Source organism: Paenibacillus sp. NPDC056579 (assembly GCF_042793215.1).
Classification (GTDB): domain Bacteria; phylum Bacillota; class Bacilli; order Paenibacillales; family NBRC-103111; genus Paenibacillus_S.
Genome location: NZ_JBHTVD010000004.1, coordinates 602,625 through 622,867, shown reverse-complemented (window position 1 = coordinate 622,867; position 20,243 = coordinate 602,625). Strand labels below are relative to the sequence as shown.

At 44.8% G+C, this 20,243-nt stretch carries 16 protein-coding genes; 6 read left to right on the top strand and 10 right to left on the bottom strand.

What is annotated here, in order from left to right; genetic code table 11:
* The first annotated feature begins 68 nt into the window (after positions 1-68).
* Positions 69-1,247 (top strand): KamA family radical SAM protein, encoded by a 1,179-nt coding sequence (locus ACFQ88_RS19565; RefSeq protein WP_379455793.1) that lies wholly within the window; start codon positions 69-71, stop codon positions 1,245-1,247.
* Positions 1,248-1,594: 347 nt separating this feature from the next.
* Here the strand turns inward: ACFQ88_RS19565 and ACFQ88_RS19560 are convergent, their stop codons facing one another.
* Positions 1,595-2,059, bottom strand: coding sequence for an Lrp/AsnC family transcriptional regulator (locus ACFQ88_RS19560; protein WP_239625243.1), 465 nt, complete (start codon positions 2,057-2,059; stop codon positions 1,595-1,597).
* Positions 2,060-2,207: 148 nt separating this feature from the next.
* On the opposite strand from ACFQ88_RS19560, the gene ACFQ88_RS19555 reads away from it, so the two are divergent.
* Both ACFQ88_RS19555 and ACFQ88_RS19550 read left to right on the top strand, forming a co-directional pair.
* Positions 2,208-3,029, top strand: a complete 822-nt coding sequence (locus ACFQ88_RS19555) for an alpha/beta fold hydrolase (protein ID WP_379455790.1) — start codon at positions 2,208-2,210, stop codon at positions 3,027-3,029.
* A gap of 493 nt (positions 3,030-3,522) precedes the next feature.
* Positions 3,523-4,659: a GntR family transcriptional regulator gene (locus tag ACFQ88_RS19550; protein WP_379455788.1), complete on the top strand. Its 1,137-nt coding sequence runs from the start codon at positions 3,523-3,525 to the stop codon at positions 4,657-4,659.
* A gap of 149 nt (positions 4,660-4,808) precedes the next feature.
* Here ACFQ88_RS19550 and ACFQ88_RS19545 read toward each other — a convergent pair whose 3' ends face one another.
* The 9 genes from ACFQ88_RS19545 to ACFQ88_RS19505 all read right to left on the bottom strand — a co-directional run bounded on the left by ACFQ88_RS19545 (position 4,809) and on the right by ACFQ88_RS19505 (position 17,226).
* Positions 4,809-7,535: an alpha-mannosidase gene (locus ACFQ88_RS19545; protein WP_379455786.1), complete on the bottom strand. Its 2,727-nt coding sequence runs from the start codon at positions 7,533-7,535 to the stop codon at positions 4,809-4,811.
* A gap of 101 nt (positions 7,536-7,636) precedes the next feature.
* Positions 7,637-8,956 (bottom strand): ABC transporter substrate-binding protein, encoded by a 1,320-nt coding sequence (locus ACFQ88_RS19540; protein ID WP_379455709.1) that lies wholly within the window; start codon positions 8,954-8,956, stop codon positions 7,637-7,639.
* Between the two features lie 206 nt (positions 8,957-9,162).
* Positions 9,163-10,461, bottom strand: a complete 1,299-nt coding sequence (locus tag ACFQ88_RS19535) for an ABC transporter substrate-binding protein (RefSeq protein WP_379455706.1) — start codon at positions 10,459-10,461, stop codon at positions 9,163-9,165.
* Between the two features lie 375 nt (positions 10,462-10,836).
* A complete protein-coding gene (locus tag ACFQ88_RS19530; protein WP_379455704.1) occupies positions 10,837-11,454 on the bottom strand; it encodes an FMN-binding negative transcriptional regulator in 618 nt (205 codons plus the stop codon).
* A 328-nt stretch (positions 11,455-11,782) separates the two neighbouring features.
* Complete coding sequence (locus ACFQ88_RS19525) at positions 11,783-12,397, bottom strand: 3-keto-disaccharide hydrolase (RefSeq protein WP_239625258.1); 615 nt, start codon at positions 12,395-12,397, stop codon at positions 11,783-11,785.
* 189 nt (positions 12,398-12,586) lie between these two features.
* Positions 12,587-13,435: a dienelactone hydrolase family protein gene (locus ACFQ88_RS19520; RefSeq protein WP_379455701.1), complete on the bottom strand. Its 849-nt coding sequence runs from the start codon at positions 13,433-13,435 to the stop codon at positions 12,587-12,589.
* Between the two features lie 222 nt (positions 13,436-13,657).
* The gene (locus tag ACFQ88_RS19515) at positions 13,658-13,873 is read right to left on the bottom strand and encodes a hypothetical protein (protein WP_379455647.1); all 216 of its coding nucleotides are present in this window, start codon (positions 13,871-13,873) and stop codon (positions 13,658-13,660) included.
* Positions 13,874-14,120: 247 nt separating this feature from the next.
* Positions 14,121-15,152 (bottom strand): Cfr family 23S rRNA (adenine(2503)-C(8))-methyltransferase, encoded by a 1,032-nt coding sequence (locus ACFQ88_RS19510; protein WP_379455645.1) that lies wholly within the window; start codon positions 15,150-15,152, stop codon positions 14,121-14,123.
* A gap of 544 nt (positions 15,153-15,696) precedes the next feature.
* Positions 15,697-17,226 carry a glycosyltransferase gene (locus ACFQ88_RS19505; protein WP_379455643.1) on the bottom strand — a complete coding sequence of 510 codons (1,530 nt, stop codon included), beginning with the start codon at positions 17,224-17,226 and terminating at the stop codon, positions 15,697-15,699.
* Positions 17,227-17,440: 214 nt separating this feature from the next.
* Here ACFQ88_RS19505 and ACFQ88_RS19500 point away from each other — a divergent pair, with 214 nt between their 5' ends.
* The 3 genes from ACFQ88_RS19500 to ACFQ88_RS19490 all read left to right on the top strand — a co-directional run bounded on the left by ACFQ88_RS19500 (position 17,441) and on the right by ACFQ88_RS19490 (position 20,200).
* On the top strand, positions 17,441-18,304 hold the full coding sequence (locus ACFQ88_RS19500) for a glycosyltransferase family 2 protein (protein ID WP_379455641.1): 864 nt from the start codon (positions 17,441-17,443) through the stop codon (positions 18,302-18,304).
* Between the two features lie 118 nt (positions 18,305-18,422).
* Positions 18,423-19,562, top strand: a complete 1,140-nt coding sequence (locus tag ACFQ88_RS19495; protein WP_379455639.1) for a DegT/DnrJ/EryC1/StrS family aminotransferase — start codon at positions 18,423-18,425, stop codon at positions 19,560-19,562.
* Positions 19,559-20,200, top strand: coding sequence for an acetyltransferase (locus ACFQ88_RS19490; protein ID WP_379455637.1), 642 nt, complete (start codon positions 19,559-19,561; stop codon positions 20,198-20,200). Before ACFQ88_RS19495 ends, ACFQ88_RS19490 begins: the two co-directional genes overlap by 4 nt.
* Positions 20,201-20,243 lie beyond the last annotated feature (43 nt).

The following is a 20,243-nucleotide window of genomic DNA, read 5'->3' as shown; positions in this document are numbered from 1 at the left end:
CAGGCAAAGGTGTATGTCCCTTTGCTTACAGGGTCATTTTTATTTTTCAAATACAAGGAGGAATCGCAATGCCTCAGCCGAAGTACATCACCGATATTGACAGGATCAAGTGGATACCGGAGCAAGAAAGGAACCGGCTCAAGCAAATCACAGAAAAATTCGTGTTTCGGGTCAATGATTATTATCTTAACCTCATCGATTGGAGCGATCCTGACGATCCGATTCGTAAGCTGGTCATTCCGAACGAAGGAGAGCTCTTGGAATACGGACGTTGGGATGCATCCGATGAAGATACCAATTATGTCGTCCCCGGCTGCCAGCACAAATATCGTACAACGGCGCTTCTCATTGTTTCGGAGGTGTGCGGCTCTTATTGCCGGTACTGCTTCCGAAAGCGGCTTTTCCGTAATGACGTGAAGGAAGCGCTGTCGGATGTGGAGCCGGGGCTTCGTTATATCGCCAAGCATCCAGACATCAATAATGTGCTGCTAACCGGCGGAGACAGCTTAATTCTGGCTACGCCAAAGCTAAGGGGGATTATACAACGGTTGCGTGAGCTGGACCATGTGAAGATAATCCGGCTCGGATCGAAAATCCCTGTTTTCAACCCCATGCGGATATATGAAGACGAGGAGCTGCTTGAGACGATTCGTGAATATTCAACGCCGGAAAAGCGCATTTATGTAATGGCTCATATTAATCATCCTAGGGAAATCACTGAGGAGGCAAGGAAAGGGTTTCAAGCGCTGCATGAGTCTGGAGCCATAGTTGTGAATCAAACACCTGTGCTTAAGGGCATTAACGATGATCCGGCCGTACTTGGAGAACTATTGGATCAATTGTCATGGGCAGGTGTCACGCCCTATTATTTCTTTATCAATCGCCCGGTAGCTGGTAATAAGGAATTTGTGCTGCCTTTGCAGCAAGTATATCGGATAGTTGAAGAAGCTAAGGCGCGGACATCCGGTTTAGGCAAGCGTGTTCGTCTATCCATGAGCCATACCTCTGGGAAGATCGAGATCGTAGCCATCGAGAATGGGAAGGCATATTTAAAATACCATCAGTCGCGTGATGAACAGTACGGTAAATTTATGGTGCTCGATTGCCCGGATGATGCCGCTTGGTTTGACGATCTCCCTGGCAGCGAAAATTTCTGGATCAAGCCCAGTAAAAAGACGGAAGCTGTCGTATCCGTAAATGAGCTTCCGGATATGCCGCAAGATTTGAGAGCATTTCGGAATGCGTAACGGCCGGCTCGTTTGGCGCTAGAGTTAAACCGTCAGGATAAGCTGATTTTGAATTAGGTCGCGTTCGTGTTGTTAATATTTTACACCCCAAGGCTTGGGCTGAAGCACTTATAAAATACTTATCGTAACGCAGCCCTTTAGTCCAATAAATAAGCAGGTTGCTGGGCAACCTGCTTATTACTGACTATTAAACTATCTATCCTTTTACATACAACCCTTGCATCCAAGCTGTCCCCTATCACCTATATTACAAAGTGTAGAATTCAAGCCAGCAAACAGATGCTTTTGAACGATCCGGACATGTCCGTCAAAGAGGTTGCTATCAGCTCCGGATATCCCAGCATAAGTTATTTCAATAAATTATTTAGGGAACTTGATGCTTCATGGCTCGCCACAAGACTTTTATCCTCGAAACGAGTGGAAAGAACCACAAGGGTCGTTGAAAATCCAAATGCGTTGCAAGCTTCTAGGAAGGCTTCCAATGACTCACCTGTTTCTGTTACAACCTTCAGCATATAATTATACTCTCCACTGGTTCTGTAGAAATCGACGATTTCAGGAGCCGCTTCGCTGAAAGCTTCGAATTCCTTGCAGTTATTCGACTTGAACAGTACAAACGCAGTTGTATACTTGCCCAGCTTGGACGCAGAAATCTCAGCACGATAACCCGTTATGACCTCCTGTTCCTCCAATTTCCGAAGCCGTTCGGTTACAGCCGGTTGTGACATGGCAATCATTCGACTCATCTCAGAAACCGTAATTCTGGCATTATCATGAAGAATGGACAGTATCTTTAGATCGATATGGTCCATGAACAGATCACCTCAAATTTATAAAGTTTGACTCGGAAACAACGATAGAAATAAGTTTTTAACCCCCAAACTCCTTACTCTTCTTATTTAAATTGTAGATCGGTTCCCCTAAAATGTCACTATAAACCAGTAAGGGAGACTGAGAACAATGACAGTAAACGAAACAAGAAGGACTAAAGGGGTAAACTATTTTACGACCGTAGACGGTGTTCGGATTGCTTACAGAATTGATGGATTGGTCGACAAGCCGGTACTCGTGCTTGCGAACTCCATCGCAACCTCTATGAACATGTGGGATGGGCAAATTTCCGAACTTTCAAAGCATTTCCGCGTTCTTCGCTACGACTATCGGGGGCATGGCGACTCGGATACGCCCGACGGTCCGTATTCGTTCGACAGATTGGGAAGGGATGTTATCGAGCTGCTTGACGTACTTCAGATCGACCGAGTGCATTTCCTCGGGCTGTCGCTCGGCGGCGCCGTTGCGCAATGGCTGGGTATATACGCTCCGGAACGGATCGACCGGCTCATTCTGAGTAATACCTCCTCTTATCTAGGGCCAGCAGAGCAATGGCAGGGCTTGATTACCTCCGTACTGGAACCGGGAAAACTACCCGAATTTGCAGATATGTTCATCAAGAACTGGTTCCCTTCGCATATGTTGGAGTCGGAGAACCAGCACGTCACCTCATTTCGCGAGATGGTGCTTGCTACTCGTCCACAGGGAATCGCAGGAAGTTGGGCTGCTATCCGCGACATGGATATGCGCCGGACTGCCGCACTAATCAGCAGTCCGACATTGGTTATCACAGGGCAGAATGATACGGTGACGCTTCCCGAGCATGGTGAATTAATCGCCAAGACCGTACCTGACGCAAAGCTGCTCGTATTGCCCGCAGTTCATCTATCCAATGTGGAGTATCCAACTGAATTCCTCAGTGCCGTGCTCGAGTTCCTGCAAGTAAAATAAAGTTTGTAAGCAAGAATTGACAACAAACTCTAACACCTAGATTGACAAAATCATACGAGTGTTTACGATACCCTCCATGGCGATATAATTGGTAAGCAACAGAGACCGGTTGTTATTAATACGGAGGTAATCTAGGACATGGTATGGAGCAGCTGCCACTGGCAAGCTGTTTCTTGTTTTGTTCAGTCTCCTTTTGTTCAATCACTTGTTTCCATAAAAGATGGACCCCTTCATTAACTACGTTCACTAACATCACCTTTTCCATAACTACAAAGTAAGCGCTCTATTCTGTGTTTCATTGTAACAATTCGCGAAAATGAAAGGAATGATATATCTTTACAAAACTTGATATATTTTTACCGAGCCTGCATCATGACCTGACTGCCTCCTTCCGATAAATAAACCAAGCGTTGTTGCTATTTTCTGCGGACTTTACTAAAACCAAAAAAGGTTGTATATTTGATATAAAAAAACGGGGGAGAGCAGTATTCCTATGTCTAATACCCAAAAAAGGGTTCCTATGTATATACAATTAAAAAACTACATCATCAATCAAATGAATACGGGGGTTTGGAAACCAGGAGACAAGCTTCCTTCGGAAAATGAATTAGCCGAGCAATTCAATGTCAGCCGAATAACCGTAAAAAACGCCATGGCTGATATTGTAAAACAAGGCTTGATCACCCGAATTCAAGGAAGAGGCTCCTACATTTCCGATGATGCATCGAATCAGCTGATTGCTTATGAGCATCAGGAAATAGCAACAGGGTCGCCTCTTGTCGTATTTCTTATGCCTCGGCTGGATAACCTGTTTACAGCCAACCTAATGACAGGAATCGAAGAAGAGTTGGCCGAGCATGGATATCACCTCGTGTTCAAGCTTACTCATGATTCTCAGGAACTAGAAAATAAATTACTCAAGGAGTTCACTCAGCTTGAGGTCAATGGGATCATTATTTATCCTGTAGATGGTGAAACGTTCAATGATCAAATATTGAAGTTAACTTTAGACCGCTTCCCGCTTGTCATTATAGACCGGTATCTCCGCGGGCTTGACGCTAACTATATAAGCTCAGATAACTTTAAGGGCGCTTATGAAGCCACAAAGCATTTAACGAATCTCGGACATACCAAGATTAGCTTTATAAGCACAGCCGTCTCCGGAACGACTAGTATTGAAGATCGTTTGCACGGGTATGAACAGGCTCTAAGTGATTCCGGCCTATTCATCGATTACCGGTTGAGACTAACGCTAAGCAGCGGGATGCCGGTTGTTGAACAAATCAAAAGCTATTTGATGGAAAACCCCGATGTTCAAGCTGTGGTGACCACAAATTCGGCCATCGGCTTGATTACTATGAAAGCGGCCAAATCCCTGAATCTTCAGGTACCCGACGATCTGTCCATCGTTTGTTTCGACGACTATGCTCATTCCGAGCATTCAGAAATTCCATTAACCTATATTAATCAGAATGAGAAGAATATGGGGAGAGAGGCTGCTAAACTTCTCGTTTCCCTCATTCAGGAGCCCAATCAGGACCGCCGCAATGTCGTTCTACCGAACAAACTGGTCGTTCGGAATTCGACGACGAGTCCAACGGTTGCGAAAGAAGCAGAATCTAAAGCATAATCCATTGCTGATAGCACGTTTAAGGAAAACCCGAGGGAGCCGCTTAGCAGCAGCCTCGGGTTTTCAGACAATTATGACATAGAAAAGCCCGTAAACCAGCAGCTGATTCAGAATCAAGCTGCAGATTGTTACGGGCAACATCTTTCGTTTTATACTTCGCCTAGAGAAAGCTTTCCTCCAATAGTCACAATTTCCGCTGGACGAATCGGAATCACATATCCGACCCCAATCTCCTCCCCTTCTTCTTCAAGCACATTACTTCTGTATAGGGAGTCATTAGATCCATGTACAGACTCAACATGCAGTTGTGTCGCTAGCTCTGTCATATTGAACCATCGCATAATGAAGTCATCTGAAGAACCGTTCATCTTAACCGTTGAGAGCGCAAGCCCGTCGCCTGACCAACGGATAAATTGATGCTCTGCCGGCAGAGTTCCGGATTGCAATGGGATTTGTACCGCTGTCCAAGGAATCTGTGCTTGGTAAGCCGCTGCAAACGACTGTATGGCATCATGATTATCGCCGTGCGGAATAATCACATACTCAAACTCATGATCTCCCAAGCACTGTGCCTCCGGAGTCTCGAAGACTCCCCAGTCACCCAGCTCGCGAACAGCTCTTAGCAGAGTAACGGCTATCGTACCCATGTCGTCACGCAATATCTCATATTCATTTAAACCAAAATTGCATACCGTCAGTCCGTAACTGTTGTTGTGGACATTGACAAAGGCCTGTTGATGCTGACAGTTACTCGGGTTCGTCCATTCTGGTGCAGGTACCGTATCCCTGGCAGCTACCTCAAAGATGGAATCAGCGTAATGGACGGCTGAGTTAATATCCGTAGGAAACAGCACTCGAATGCGGTGATCCTTTGCTTCGTTTCTCAGACTCGTTGTAACTTTAAGCTGCGGAACACCTTGCTCCAGCGTGAGACGAGTCGTAACGGTTAGTGATATGGTTTGTTTGCTCCGTTGTGCAATACGCTCAAGGAACGGGACGAATTCTTGGATTTCTTGCTCCAATATTTCATCGCCGCTAACAGGAATTTCCCAATGATGAATAATTGCGATCACCGTATGAAACGATGTTTGCTCCTCTACATAAATTTCAGCCGGTAACCCACGGGTCGTAAGGGGAACATCCCCCTCCGGTGCTCTGAAGATATACTCATTTCCGATATCACCCACATTTTCATAAGCGCCGAGGCCGGTATAAGTCTTAGCCGTTCTTTTATCAGTGATATCATAGGTTCCATCTTCGGTAATGAATACGCGTAAGAATTCGTTCTCCATCCTGTATGGGGCGGCTTTATTCAGAGAGGCTTGCGAATGTACAGTTTTCGTTACATCTCTGCATAAGGCAAACGTTGTATACCCCAAAGCCGGGATATTTTGTGCAAGGAACTGCACACGTACGGAACGAGCCATGTAAGGCTGACGAAACCTATCTTCGGGTAGTTCATAGCCAAAGGTCGCCCCAAGGTCTTCCAGCTTGGCATCTAACATATCCCCGTTTCTATCTTTTACAACATAGCCTTCAAGTGAAAGCTCCTTTAGCTCCTCGACAATCTTCCTTCGATTTCCATTTGCAAGCGGAAGTCTCTTGACCTCCAAGTCGATGCTGACTACGCCGGTACGATTCCAGCCAGACGTGTTGAATATAGTAAATGGAATCGCAGATTGATCATAAGCCGTTTCGGTATCTATATTACCAGTGATGGCTTTCAAGCTATTGGCTGTAATTTGCTCAGCAACCTGATAGCTTTTAGCAAACCGAGTCATCATTTCTTGGTGAACCTCATCAACGCTGCAACCGCAAATGCTATCATGCGGATGATTTTGCATCAGAGTTTTCCACGCATAAGTTAACCAGTGCTTAGGGTACGTATTCCCCGTCAGCTTGGCGAATGTGGCGATCGGTTCAGCGACCTTCTCCAAATAGGTTTGGATTTTCTGATTGGCCTGCTTAATATATACCCGAGAGGAAGCGGTATTAACTAATGTCCACCACCCGTTTGTTCGCTGGCTTCTTAATTCCCCACGAATGGTAGATAGATTCTCAGGCAGCTCGTTCTTCAACCGGGTTACATATTCGTTAAAGTTGGAATGAAGAAACTCAACCCCCGGGTACAAGCTTCTCGCAGTACGAAGCGCATCCGACAAATTCGTTTGTACGGGCTGATGATCACAGCCATTCATGAATAACAGATGTGGTGTAGAAGCATACTTCTCGGCATCCCGGATCTTCCGTTCCCAGTAGACCAAAGCCTCGTTAGGATCAGCCGGAGCTTCCATGCCATTATGATACCAGTTGGCGAACAATATCCCGTGGATGGTTGAGCCGTCCGGTGATTGCCAGTTCATTTCCGAAAAGGCCGATTCATAGTCTCCCCTTGCTTCATTATTAAAACCTACCGGCTTTACCCCTCGCCCGAAAACTGCAGTATCCATACCTGCTTGAAGCAAAATTTGCGGTGCCTGCCCCATATTGCCGAACGAATCGGGGAAATACCCTAGCTTACAAATACCGCCATATTCCCTTGCATCCTCATGACCAATTAATAAGTTTCGGATATTCGCCTCACTGCTTGTTAAGAATTCATCCTGCAGGATGTACCACGGCCCGATGAGCAGCTTCCCCTCTTGAACCAAGCGTACAATCTGCTCTTTCTTCTCAGGTCTGATTTGCAAGTAATCATCCAAAATAATGGTTTGCCCATCGAGATGGAAGCTTCGAAACTCAGGGTCCTGCTCAAACAAATCGAGTAACGTATCCATCATCTCAACCAAACGTACCCGATGCTTTTCAAAGGGCAAATACCACTCCCGATCCCAATGTGAATGTGAAATGATGTGTGCATACTTTTGTGATACCAATTGCTCCACTCCTCTTATCTGTATGGTTATCTGCAAAAATTTCTTAGCAGCAAATTAACGTTTCCCTTTTTATTTTTGATGTTATTTCATTTAAACCGGCATCACTTCTTTTTATTGGCTAGCTCCTGTTCAATCGCCTTATTCGCTTCTTCCTGGGTTTCTCTGAGCAGGGTGTTAACGTCCTTCGTCCCGGTTATGAACGTTTCGGCCGCTGTGTTGATTTTACCGGCAACGATAACGTGATATGGATTGGGTGGAGCCATTTTCGCTGATTTAACTTTTAACGCCCCTTGAATGTTCTTGCCTTTCGCTACTTCTACATCGGCAAGAAAATCTTTTTTAATCGATTCGTCATTCAAAACGGTCAAACGGCTTTTTTTATTCAAAATGGTTTGAACCTCCGGAGAGCCAAATAACTGAATCGCCTTGAAGGCTTCTTCTTTATTTTTGGATGATTTGGAAACAACCATCATTTGTGCGCCATGGTCAATGGTGACTCCAGGGTTATCCTTATAGGAGGGAGCTCCAACAAGGTCGAAATTGAGCTGCACTCCCGCCTGTTTAATGAAGCCTATCGTATCAGGAATCCAGTTCAAATACATGGCGGTTTGCTGCGTTTTTGTAAAGCTGTCCCAACCAGGCGGCTTTTGCCCATTTTGGACCATTCCAGGAATTTGATAAAAAGCTTGAACCTGCTCCATAATCGATTTGATCTGATCATTGTCAATTGCCGCCTTATTGGTTTTCGGGTCGACAAAAGACAAAGATCTCACTCTGGCAAAAAACTCGGGATTGGTGGGGAGACTTCCACGGTATTGGACCCCATCCTCAAAATAGGTCATTTTCTTGGCAAGCTCCAAATACTCATCGAAGGTCATGCCTTCTTTCGGGTAAGGAACACCCCGTTTATCGAAAAGTTCCTTATTGTAAAACAATGCCATTTGATTTAACGCAAAGGGAATGCCGTAGATTTCACCTTTAGAGCCTAATTCCTTTATCCAATCGATATTGGGACTTGAGAATTGACTTAAATCCATATTGTATTTCTTCACAAATTCACTTACATCATATGGAATATCCAGCTCCTTAAGGACAGGAAATCTTGAGTTTGCGGAATAAATAATGTCGGGAGTCTGACCTGCAGCAACCAATTTATTGATATCATCCCGTACAATCTTCAAGGTAATGTGAGGATACTTTGTCTTTAATGGTGTGATGAGTACCTGTTCGAATTCTTCATCGGTCATGTTTAAAAAATAAGGTGCCAATGTAAGCTCAACAGGAACCGATTCCTTTGGCTTGTCGCTGGACGACTCTGGTTCCAACGATTTTTGACCGCTGCAGCCTGCCAGCAAACCGGAAAAAATAGAACCGATCATCAGTAATGAATACGCTTTCTTGAATGAGCGTTTGTTGGACATCGGAATTTGCCCCTTCCTAATATAAAGCTAAGCTTCTCATTGAAACAACATCCGTTGATCACTATACCTTTATCTATAAGCGTTTCTATGATTGATCAAATTATAACATTCAAATGTACCCTTGTAAATATAATGTATATTCAATTATATCATTTACATTACATAAGATTCTGAGAACGGATCAACAAGCAAGGTTTCGGACCCAATTATTTGGCGCCGGCTTCTTTCTCACGTATTCTCTGGTTCGCTTTCTCATCCGCTTCTCTTAATGCCGTATTCACGTCCTTACCTTTCTCGACTATATCCTTCAGCGCTTCGTTAATAGCGCCACTTGCTATTGAATCATATTTTGTTGGAGTGAACGATTTCGCCGGTCTTGTTTTGTAGATGGCTTGAACGTTTTTGTTCTTCAGAAACTCAATATTGGAGCCGAATGCGTCTCTTATCTTAGCATCTTTAAGGATGCTGACCCGGGCTTGCTTCGACATATCCGTCTGAACTTCATCGGAAGTAATTGTTAAAATCACCTGAAAAGCAGCATCCTTATTCTTGCTGGTTGATGAAATTCCCATCGCATGCTCGTCTACCCTCATTCCGGTGCCTGGTGCCTCCGGCCATGTTGGATAACTAACGATATCCCATATATCGGGATTCGTATATAATTTTCCCTCGTAAATAATGTTGACCGAAGCGATCATGGCTAGGGTACCTTTTAACAAGAGATCGTTGGCAGCCGAGTTATAGGTAATCTGCTCGTTGCCTGGGATTTGTCGAATCCTGGCTGCATTGCTTAATACCTTCTGCCATTGATCCGAATTAAGGAGTGATTTGTTCATCTTGGGATCAACAAAGGGCAGACTTAATTGGGACGCCATTCGTTCAGTCACATTCGGTTCCAATCCGCGATACTGAATCCCGCTATCGAGTTTAGTCAATTTTTTGGCTAGCTCATATACGTCATCCCAAGTCATGCCGTCTTTTGGATAGGGCATACCGAATTTATCGAATATTTCTTTGTTGTAATATAGTGCGGAAAAATGTCTCCAGTAGGGGATTGCGATAAGATCTTCCCTTTGTGTGCCTGCTTTAATCGCATCAAGAGCCTCCGGTTCAAAGCGCCCAAGATCTAAATTATACTTTTTGATCAGGTCGGATAAGGAAATGACTAAATCCAAATCCCTCCAGGTAGAAAAGCCGCCAACGTTGCTATCGATGACGATATCTGGTGTTTGGCCGGCAGCTACGAGCTCAGGCAGCATTTTCCCCTGGACATACGGTATCATTTGCACAGTGATCCATGGATATTTCTTGCTTACGGGGTCCGTTATGTATCGTTTCATTTCTTCGTCGGTCATCCAACCGCTAGGCATTCCGATTGTTAAAGTAACCGGTGGATTATTGACGGCGGGTGTATCCGTTGACTCGCTCTTTCCTTCCTTATTGATAGTTGAACATCCAGAAAAGACGATCATGGCAATGGACGTTATAAAAATAATTTTTTTCACCACAGTATCCCTCCATTCTAATAATGATGCAAGTTTTCCAACGATCAAAAACAATGAAGGCGCTTTCGAAAAAATGAATTTGCACATAATAGATATTGACAAACGCTCATTTCATCCCCCCTATTTATTAATTCAAATACGGTTACAACTGAATGTGTGTTTCTGTGATTGATCGGATTATAACATCCGCAAGTTCACTTGTAAATATGTTGTATATACATTTATACCCTTTGGTCAACACTCTATTAACTGTTATAATAGATCCTTCCTCTCTCGGTGAAGCTGTAGCGATAGTGAAAAAACAAAGCAGCCTATAATCGTGATTGTAACCGGATTAAGGCTGCTTTTGTTCTGTTATGGTTAACGGAAATACCGTTAGCTTAATGGCCTAAGATTTTGTTTCATAAGAGAAGAAATTCTTTGCTCGTCAGTATTTTGGATTTTCTCAAGCTGTTGAATAACCAATTCCTGTCGTTGTATTGAATGATTTTGGCTTAACTTTGCTTTCCCTTCTATCCTGTTAATTTTCAATTTAAAGCCTTGAACTCCCTTGTTCAAACCACTTAGAAAGCCGGGATCAATATCACGCAAACTGTAGGAGCTATCAGGAGCTTCGTACTTTAATACCATATCATTTAAGGATGCCATCAACTCATCCTCGTTATCTACGAGTTCAACTTCCCCATATACGTGAACAGTCACGTAGTTCCATGTTGGAACTGCCTTATTGGTCTCATACCAAGACGGAGAGATATAACAATGAGGACCATGAAATACTGCTAACACACTTTGATTCCTAATGTCTTTCCATTGAGGATTGGGACGAGCAAAATGTCCGACTAGATGCATATGATTATTATCGAGAAGTAAGGGCAAATGGGTGGCAAAAGGTGTTCCATCATGTTGAGAAAACAAAGTAGCAAAACTATTTTCTTTAATAATCTTGTAGGCAACGGATACATCCGTAATTTCAAAATGCGAAGGTATATACATATGGTCTTCCCTCTCTTACGTTATAATGTTAGTAATCATAAACAAATAGTAGTGTAAAAGAGCGGATTACTAAAAGATCCGATTTGAAAAAAATTTAGTGAACCATTGATAAAATTTAACCTGCTCGGTTTCGATATTCTACAATCCTGCTCGTAAAGTAACGCGGCTGCCAATTCATGTCGGCAGCCGCGTCTTGATTGTATTTAAGCAATCGTTTCCTGTTAGTTGAAAGAATTTAAGCACCCTATGCTATGGCCCGCAGATTGAAACGTTAAATAACCGATTGTCGAATAAAGTTCTGGTAAGCGGCTGCCACTAAACCAAAAAATTATAAGGAAATCATTTTTATATTGCGAAATTCTACATAGCCCCCGTGGTCCTGTAGTCCAATATGACCTGATCGCGGGAGATCCCGCCAAGCGTACTTGAATTTATTGTCCGTGCCGTCCGGATTTTTGCCGGCAACAGACCATTGATCGATATCTGCTTCAACTACCACGACGCCATTCAACATGAGCTCAATTTGATTGTTATCGCATGTAATCCGTATTTGATTCCATTCCCCAGCCTGACGTACTGTATTCGAGGAGGGAGCAACCAGATCATATAAAGCACCCGAGCTGTTTCTACTCATCTTTTCCTGATCGTAGGTATCCAATATTTGCATTTCAAGCCCCGTATTCACCGGATCCTGAAGGTCTGACCACCTAAAAAAAATCCCGCTATTGGTCTTTGATGCCGCTTTGTATTCCAAATGGATAATAAAATTTTCAAATTGGTCTACAGTATACAGATATCCGTTGCTCTCCCCCTTGCAAACGATATTCCCACCCTGTACCAGCCACCCATCTGGATGTTTCGTTGCAGCCCAGCCGTTCAGTGTTTCCCCGTCAAACAACAGACGATAACCTGAATTAATTTCTTCTTCCGTCAGAACATTCATTGTTATTCCTCCTAATAAATTAATTAACTCTGAATGAAGACACATATCCGTAAGCATACCGTGCTCGACTTGGCTGTTTTCGAACTCTTCGGCTACTATAAGGTGTTCTCACACCGCAAAGCACTCCTGACTGGAATGAAAACAGAGAACAACTGCAGACACGTGTGTTCTCTGTTTATTACACTATTGTTAACTGTTAGGCAACCGAACCTGTTCAGCATTCGGTTCGCTCAGGCATTCATTCAGGAATGCCAGTGTACGTGCGAAAGCATCTCGAGCGGCATCCACTCGATAACTAGTTCTACTGTCATTGAAAAAAGCATGAGGTGCTTCCGGATATACATGGGGGACGAAGCTTTTGCCAGCTGCATTCATCGCTTCAGCAAATGCCGGTACTCCATCTGTTATCCTTGTGTCCTTGCCGCCATAGAAGCCGATTACTGGACACTCGATATTTAGAAGTTGTTCCGTTTGAGGCGCATTTCCGTAGAAAATAACGGCTCCTGCCAGCTTCGAATCGAGACATGCAAGCTGCGCCGACAACGCGCCGCCAAGACAAAATCCGACGGATGCAACCCGCTTTCCGCGAGATGCCGGCTCCTGTTCACGCAAGTACTCCGTTGCGGCTGTCACTCTCTGTAAATACGCGGGAATGTCACGCTGGAAAATCATCTTCTGTGTTTCCTCTAACGCTTCCCGTTCTTCCTCTGATTTTTCAGCAAGTGCTTGTGAACGTGCTTCCGGATTACCCCAAACACCTATTGGAAGCGAATCCATGAAAGCCTTTAACTGTGCGATTCGCTCAGGTTTAAGCGGTTCAGGATGTTTGCCGTTTAACGCATACAAATCCGGAGCGAATGCGACATAGCCAGACATAGCCAAACGATCCGTCACACTTTGAATATGTCCATCAACACCCCATATTTCTTGTAACACGATGACGGCAGGTTGCGAACCGACAGCCGCTGCAGGTTTAGCGAGATAACCGCTATATGCATTGTCGCTACCGTAATGAACCCATTTTGTTAGCAATTCCATTCCTGTACACACTCCTTTGAAAGAGGCTATTCTCATTAAGATTATCATATCTAGGGAGATATTGGAAAGCTCGTCTATGATCTAGTAATTTTAAATCGAAACAAGCACCTGTTCTTGCTGTCCGCCTTTATCTGGATTCTTGTGGTCACATTCGAACTCGCATGCTTGGAATAAAGTGCGCGTAAATTAAAAAGCGCTCCCCCAAGAGGGAAGCGCCTGCTTTTACTTCATCATAGTATTGGACATTAGGAACTGATCTACAACATCTTTGCCTACGTAGGTTTTATCGTTAATAATGACCGCTGCGCTTGCTGACATTTTTTCCGAGCCGTTGACTACCAACATGTCGCATCCAACTCTAACCATTAATCTCGACATGTCCATCATGGCATCGTCCATTTTCTTATCTATTATCGCCGACTTGTCCTTGATTAGCATAACATTTCCTTTCACTCGTTAGCAAATAACGAGAACATACGTCCGTGATGTTCTCCTCATAGTCTGCAACCAATATTTTTATTGCTGCTATAGCGATTCACCGCCCGTCAGTTGTTCCACATCTGAATTATAGCCATATTGTAACATGCATCTTTAGTGAAGATATTACACAAATCTTAACATTGCTTCTAAAGAGACATTATTCGTATGGTCACAGATTGGCGGGACGAAGATAGGGCTTCCGGACTTACTTGTGTCCGTATAGTTGACCGCATGCTGCATCTATGTCGGTTCCGAATTGAGTTCGCACAGTGACATTAATTCCCTTTGACTTCAAAATACTGACAAACCTTTGAACCCGGGCTTTGTCCGATTGATGGTAGATCTCTGACGTTACGTCGGTTGAATTATAAGGAATCAAATTGACGTGAAATAAATGTTCCCAAGGACCTCTGTCCTTTAACAATGCAGCGATAGCCTCCGCATGCTCATTTGAATCGTTTTCTCCTCGGAGTAAAATATATGCAATATATACTTTTCTGCCTGTATTACGAATATGCTGATCCAGTTTGTCCATCACAGTATTAAGAGGGAATCGGCTGTTAATGGGCATTAGCCCGCTACGCTGTTCGTCGAACGGAGAATGCAGTGAAAAGGTAAGGTTAACCTGCGGAAATTCCCGTGTCAGACGATCGATACCTGGCAAAATGCCGATAGTAGAAACTGTAATTCTTCGATGGCCTAATCCAAAGATTCGTGAATCTGTTAGAATCTTGAGTGCGTCGAAAATATACGGATTGGCCAAAGCCTCCCCCATTCCCATGAATGAAACACTATCCAAGGCTTGACCGTTAAAATGAAAATATAACAATTGATCGGTAATTTCATCAGCTGTTAGATTTCGTTTCAGTCCGATAGTCCCTGTAGCACAGAAACGACATCCATATCCGCATCCGCACTGACTGGAAATGCAGTATGAATTCCAGCCGCGCTCATACCTTAGTTGAACCGCTTCAATATGTTCATCACCCTGTATGGAAAAAAGCACCTTGTTCACTTGTTTGGATGATTTTTGCATGACAGGAGCTAAGTTCAAAACGTTTTCTCCAAGGTTTACAATTAATTCGTTTCGTATACTTTTGGGTAACATGGTCATTTGATCATATTCACCAATTCTTTGCTTGAAGATAGCATCCACGATTTGTTGGAACCGATATGCAGGTTGGTTTAAACATGTCAATATGTGTTGAATCTTTTCATATTTCGAAGTTGATTTCATGTCTTTTCTCCTCTTGAGCCGGAGAAAATGTTATTAGCATCCTTTATTGGAGCATTAACACATACATTAACCAACTAGATTTAACCCACGAAGCTTGTAGCTAAGTCGCTACGTGCATCTATCAATAGATGGAAAATGCTCCGGCTTCCGTTTAGTTTGATCGTGAACCGTGCCAACGGACAATGAACGGTTCACACAATCATTTACAACCTCAAACATTTATTTCAGCCTCCTAAAATAAAAGAAAGTTTTCCTCCAAAAGAAAAAGGGCTACAAGAAAGTTACTTTTCTTGTAGCCCAAATAGTTACAACTAGTCCAAAGCAATTACTGGATTAGCAATGTATACACTTTGAGTGAAGAGAATAAGTAACTTTCTTGCTTCAAAGAATAAAACAGCGGATGTTTTATCTTTGAAATAAGCAAGAAATTTTACATTATTCCCCTCAACTCCTGTCAGTAAATTTGCTAATATCTTAGCATAATCACACTTTCGTTTCAACCTGCTCTCCAAATTGGAATTGGCACCTGATGCTGACCTATCTCTTAAGGCATCACAACCACTTTCTCTTTACAAGATGCACAATACTTCGCATATTGGATGCAAGTCTCCAGTGAATCTTCCAGCTCCATCGGCCACCAGCGGATCGCCCCCGTAGGCGCTTGGGACGCATAAGACTCCACCTCTTTGGGGATACGGCCCACAACAATAACCTCGGTGTTCTTAAAGCCCGACTCCATACCCTTCATGAGGGTCTTAGTTAATTGAGTATGCTCCGTTTCCGGATGAGAGTATGGAATTGGGAACAATATCGAAACCCGGGTCGAGTCTTCATGAATGACGTGAGCTGTTTTTCGGGCGGGATCGTGAAGCGGGGTCTCCCATACACGGCTGTACGGCAGCTGCTCCGGCAGCTCCAACTCGCTCAGCCTCGAATGAATTCTATCGTGGTAAACTCGTTCTAGCTCTCTAACCAAAATTTGAATTTGCTTATTTCTTAGAAAAGTGGTGTTGTTCCCCTTTTCGTTTCTATACTGGATATAAAGTAAATCGGGAACGGCCGCAAACTTACTACAAAGAAACGTTCGAATCAGCATGTCGTAATCGTCCGCAACCAGCAGCTCGTCACGATGCCCTCCGATCAGATGATAACAATCCCGGGACCATGCGCGAGGATGATTCGGCAAACCGACTAAATGGCGGACCGTATTGCCGTTGATCGTCGTATGTCGCTGCCCATTTTGCCAGCGGTTCATATCGTGCATCCAGACACGATAATATAAGCTGTAACCAAATCCGCAATCCCATCCGTACCAATGCGCTTGAAGGTTCTCTGCATACACCTCGGTGCAATCCCCGTAAACCAGGCCGCATTCGGGATTTTGTTGAAATGCCCGAACAATCTTCTCCAGGCAGTCAGGCATCAGCTCGTCATCATGATCCACCTCTACTAAGATTTCCCCTGTACAAAGACCTGCGGCATACCTTTTGAGCGCCCCGATATAGCCATTGCGAGAATCCTGGCGATACCTCCGCACGCGCGGGTCTTTTAATGGGAGCAAGTCATTCTTGTAAGTTTCATCGTCATCTCCAGAATCGTCCACAATGACCCATTCCCAGTTCGGGTAAGTCTGATTTAACAGCGATCGATAAGGACGTTGAATTTTTTCCTTTGACCTATAGCTGGCTGTGAACACGGAGATCAGAGGCGTATTGGAAGAAAATCGGGTTGGAGGAATGGGTTTATTTTCAGGGAGAGGATCCGTCCCACGGAGCCAGCAATAAAACAATTTATACGATTCGAGTTCATCAGGCGATTGGAAGTGCAGCCAACGTTTTTTTTCCTGAACAGGCAGAGATATTAGAGATGTAAAAGGTTTCCAGTCCTCGCCCATGGAAACATAGACGCGTGGCTTTCTGGGGGCGGCATCAATTAGTGGATCATCAGGCCCATACATTTTCACAGTGATGTGGTTCTCTTCTAACCTTAATATCGGTTCTTTCAATAAATTCTTCGAAATCTTGTCTGTCACAAACAGATGCACTGTTAATAAAGGAGTGAAGTCCGACGACAAGCTGATTCCCCCTTCTTAGATGGCAAACACGAGCGAGAGCTGAAGTGCCGATCCATACTCTTTTTAACATTCGCAGTTTATTCCGCTGTTCTCATATTTGTCCGCCTAAATGCCTTGTTTGAACGCACATTTCGCTTGACAACGAATACTCTGGAAGGTAGCAATCTCTCGTACAAGGCGGGACGCCACTCATGATTAGAAAGGTGGGGTTATCTTGCAACATGCGCTGGTTAGTGTCGTTATTCCCGCTTATAACCGGCCCCATACGCTAAAAATCGCCATGGACAGCATACTCGAGCAAACCTATCCCAATATCGAAATCGTCATATGCGACGACAGCTCCAATAACGAAGTGCAGCAAATGCTGGAAGCAGCTTATCTGCCTTTTTATCCCCAAGTCAAATATTACAAAAACGAGAAAAACCTCTTTCTTGAAAACTGGCACAAGTGCTTCGATCTGGCGTCGGGGGAATATATCAATTACTTGATGGATGACGACGTATTTCATAAAGAGAAAATCTCCAAAATGCTTCGATTTTTTCACGAATTCGAAAACATTACGCTGGTCACCTCCTACAGGCAAACCATCAATGAATCGGGGGGCTTTCTTGCACCTATCGCTGCTACGGTCAAACTCTACGAAGAGACACGAGTGATGGATGGGAAAATGCTAGGGAATATCGCATTAACCCGCTGCTTAAATGTCATAGGCGAGCCGACGACCGTTTTATTCAAGAAAGCGGACCTTACCGAACCGTTCGGAGTATACCGCGGGAAGCAGTATTCGCTTATCAACGATATGGCAGCCTGGTTGCTTCTGTTGTCCAAAGGAAAGGCGGTGTATATTCCGGAGGCGCTCAGCTATTTTCGATTACATGCCAACCAAAATAACAATACACTTGGCTTCAAGGCGTTCAGCGAATGGCTGGATATCACGATTGCCTCCAGAGAAGACGGGTTTCTGGAGACGAAGGAATTGTTCGAAACCGCCCTTCTTGCTTACCGCAAGCGTGTGCAGGGGTACCCTCAATTTGCAGCGGACATTCAGCGAATCGATTCGATCTTGAATACGTCATAATGAACTAACGTGAAATCGGAGTGCCTGTTATTCGCCGTTCCACCCAATCGATGGGTTCATATGATAAGGTATGCACACTTTAATTCGAAAGAGGATTCCAGAGGGAAGTGGTTGCCTTATGTATGATATTCCGTTCTTGCGACCGAATCTAGTCAAAAAAGAGCAGTTGCTTCCTTATTTTGAAAACATAGAAGCAAGCCGGATTTACTCCAATTACGGACCATTAAATCATCTGTTTGAAACACGGGTGATTGCCCAAATGTTCGGTGGCACCGGCGCAGCCGTTACGGTGCATAACGCTACGATCGGGCTGATGCTGGCGATTTCCCAATGCAAGCGGCCCCGAGGCAAATATGCGGTGATGCCCAGCTTTACTTTTGCAGCTACCCCTCTAGCCGCCGAGTGGTGCGGGCTTGAGCCCTATTTTCTGGATATCGAACCGGACGATTGGCAAATGAACAGAGCGCAATTGGAGGAGACGGTCGGGCGGTTGGGCGATCAGATCGCGGTGGTCGTTCCCTACGCCACTTTCGGTTCAGCTATCGATTTAACCCTATACAATAAACTTCTGCAGGATGGAATTCCGGTCGTCATCGATGCGGCTGCCAGCTTTGGAACGACTGCTGCAGAGAATACTGCACAATTCGGTAAAGGCTTCGGTGGAGCCGTGGTGTTCAGCTTTCACGCAACCAAAACATTTGGCGTCGGAGAAGGCGGGCTCGTATATAGCGCGGACCAGAATCTCATTCAACGAATCCGCCAAGCCGGAAACTTCGGCTTCTCCAGCTCAAGGGAATCCGTTATGTTAGGCTTAAACAGCAAATTATCCGAATATACCGCCGCTATCGCCTTGGCTACTCTTGAAGGATTCCAGGCAGTACGGGAGCGAAGACAAACGATTATTGGCTATTATCACCGTGAACTACAGCAACAGAATTTATTGCTGCGGGGATGGTCTTCCCAAAAGATGCAAGGCCAGGTACCCCTGCAATTTTTCTCTATGCTAAGCCCGGACTCTTCGGGTAACCGGGAAGTCATCCGGAAGTTAGCCTCCCATTCGATAGAAGCCCGCACTTACTTCTCCCCGGCATGCCATCAGCAGAAGCAGTTTCAAAGCTGCTCCCATTCCGATCTTCGGGTGACGGAATGGATTGCAGACCGTATTGTCAGTCTGCCGCTCTGGGAAGAAATGAATGAGGCCACCGTTAGGCGAATAGTGAAGGTGCTTGGAAATATGACCGAGGAGAACGCCATATGAGAAAGATTGTCATTTGGGGATCGGGCGGACACGCCCGCGAGGTCAACTGGCTTTGTGAGGAACTGGGAGTGCAGGTGCTGGGTTTTCTGGACGAACGTCCTGAAATGAAGGGCCAACTGGTGAATGGAGTTACCGTATTGGGAACGCTTGCCGATATCGCAGCGATGCGGCATGAGGTCGAAATCGTTTGTGCCGGGGTCGGGGACCCGGCGTTAAAGAAGCGGTTCGCTAACGATGCCATCCGGTCGGGATTCCGAATCCCAGACCCCCTAGTTCATCCGCGTGTTCGTTTGTCGAGGAGAAATATCGTGGGGCAAGGCAGCATGATTTGCGAGGGGGCCATCCTTACCGATAATATCCAGATCGGATGCCACGTCATAATCAATCGAAGCGCCAACATCAGTCATGATACGGTCATTGACGATTATGTCACCATCGCCCCGGGCGTGAATCTGGCGGGTAACGTGTCCATAGGCGAAGGAGCTTACATCGGTATCGGCTCTTCGGTTCGTGAGAAATGCCGCATCGGCTGCTGGTCTATGATTGGCGGCGGAGCCTTTGTCAAAGATGATATACCTGACTTTACAATGGCCGCGGGGGTTCCAGCCGTCATCAAGAAACGGCTTGATAAGAAATAGGAAAGGAGCAACATCATTTGGTTGACTCTATCAAACACCAATG

Bases quoted from the DNA above. Each gene is read 5' to 3' on its own strand.
- ACFQ88_RS19565 (WP_379455793.1), top strand. From the start codon at position 69: ATGCCTCAGCCGAAGTACATCACCGATATTGACAGGATCAAGTGGATA.
- ACFQ88_RS19560 (WP_239625243.1), bottom strand. From the start codon at position 2,059: ATGGACCATATCGATCTAAAGATACTGTCCATTCTTCATGATAATGCC.
- ACFQ88_RS19555 (WP_379455790.1), top strand. From the start codon at position 2,208: ATGACAGTAAACGAAACAAGAAGGACTAAAGGGGTAAACTATTTTACG.
- ACFQ88_RS19550 (WP_379455788.1), top strand. From the start codon at position 3,523: ATGTCTAATACCCAAAAAAGGGTTCCTATGTATATACAATTAAAAAAC.
- ACFQ88_RS19540 (WP_379455709.1), bottom strand. From the start codon at position 8,956: ATGTCCAACAAACGCTCATTCAAGAAAGCGTATTCATTACTGATGATC.
- ACFQ88_RS19530 (WP_379455704.1), bottom strand. From the start codon at position 11,454: ATGTATATACCTTCGCATTTTGAAATTACGGATGTATCCGTTGCCTAC.
- ACFQ88_RS19525 (WP_239625258.1), bottom strand. From the start codon at position 12,397: ATGAATGTTCTGACGGAAGAAGAAATTAATTCAGGTTATCGTCTGTTG.
- ACFQ88_RS19520 (WP_379455701.1), bottom strand. From the start codon at position 13,435: ATGGAATTGCTAACAAAATGGGTTCATTACGGTAGCGACAATGCATAT.
- ACFQ88_RS19515 (WP_379455647.1), bottom strand. From the start codon at position 13,873: ATGCTAATCAAGGACAAGTCGGCGATAATAGATAAGAAAATGGACGAT.
- ACFQ88_RS19510 (WP_379455645.1), bottom strand. From the start codon at position 15,152: ATGAAATCAACTTCGAAATATGAAAAGATTCAACACATATTGACATGT.
- ACFQ88_RS19495 (WP_379455639.1), top strand. From the start codon at position 18,423: ATGTATGATATTCCGTTCTTGCGACCGAATCTAGTCAAAAAAGAGCAG.
- ACFQ88_RS19490 (WP_379455637.1), top strand. From the start codon at position 19,559: ATGAGAAAGATTGTCATTTGGGGATCGGGCGGACACGCCCGCGAGGTC.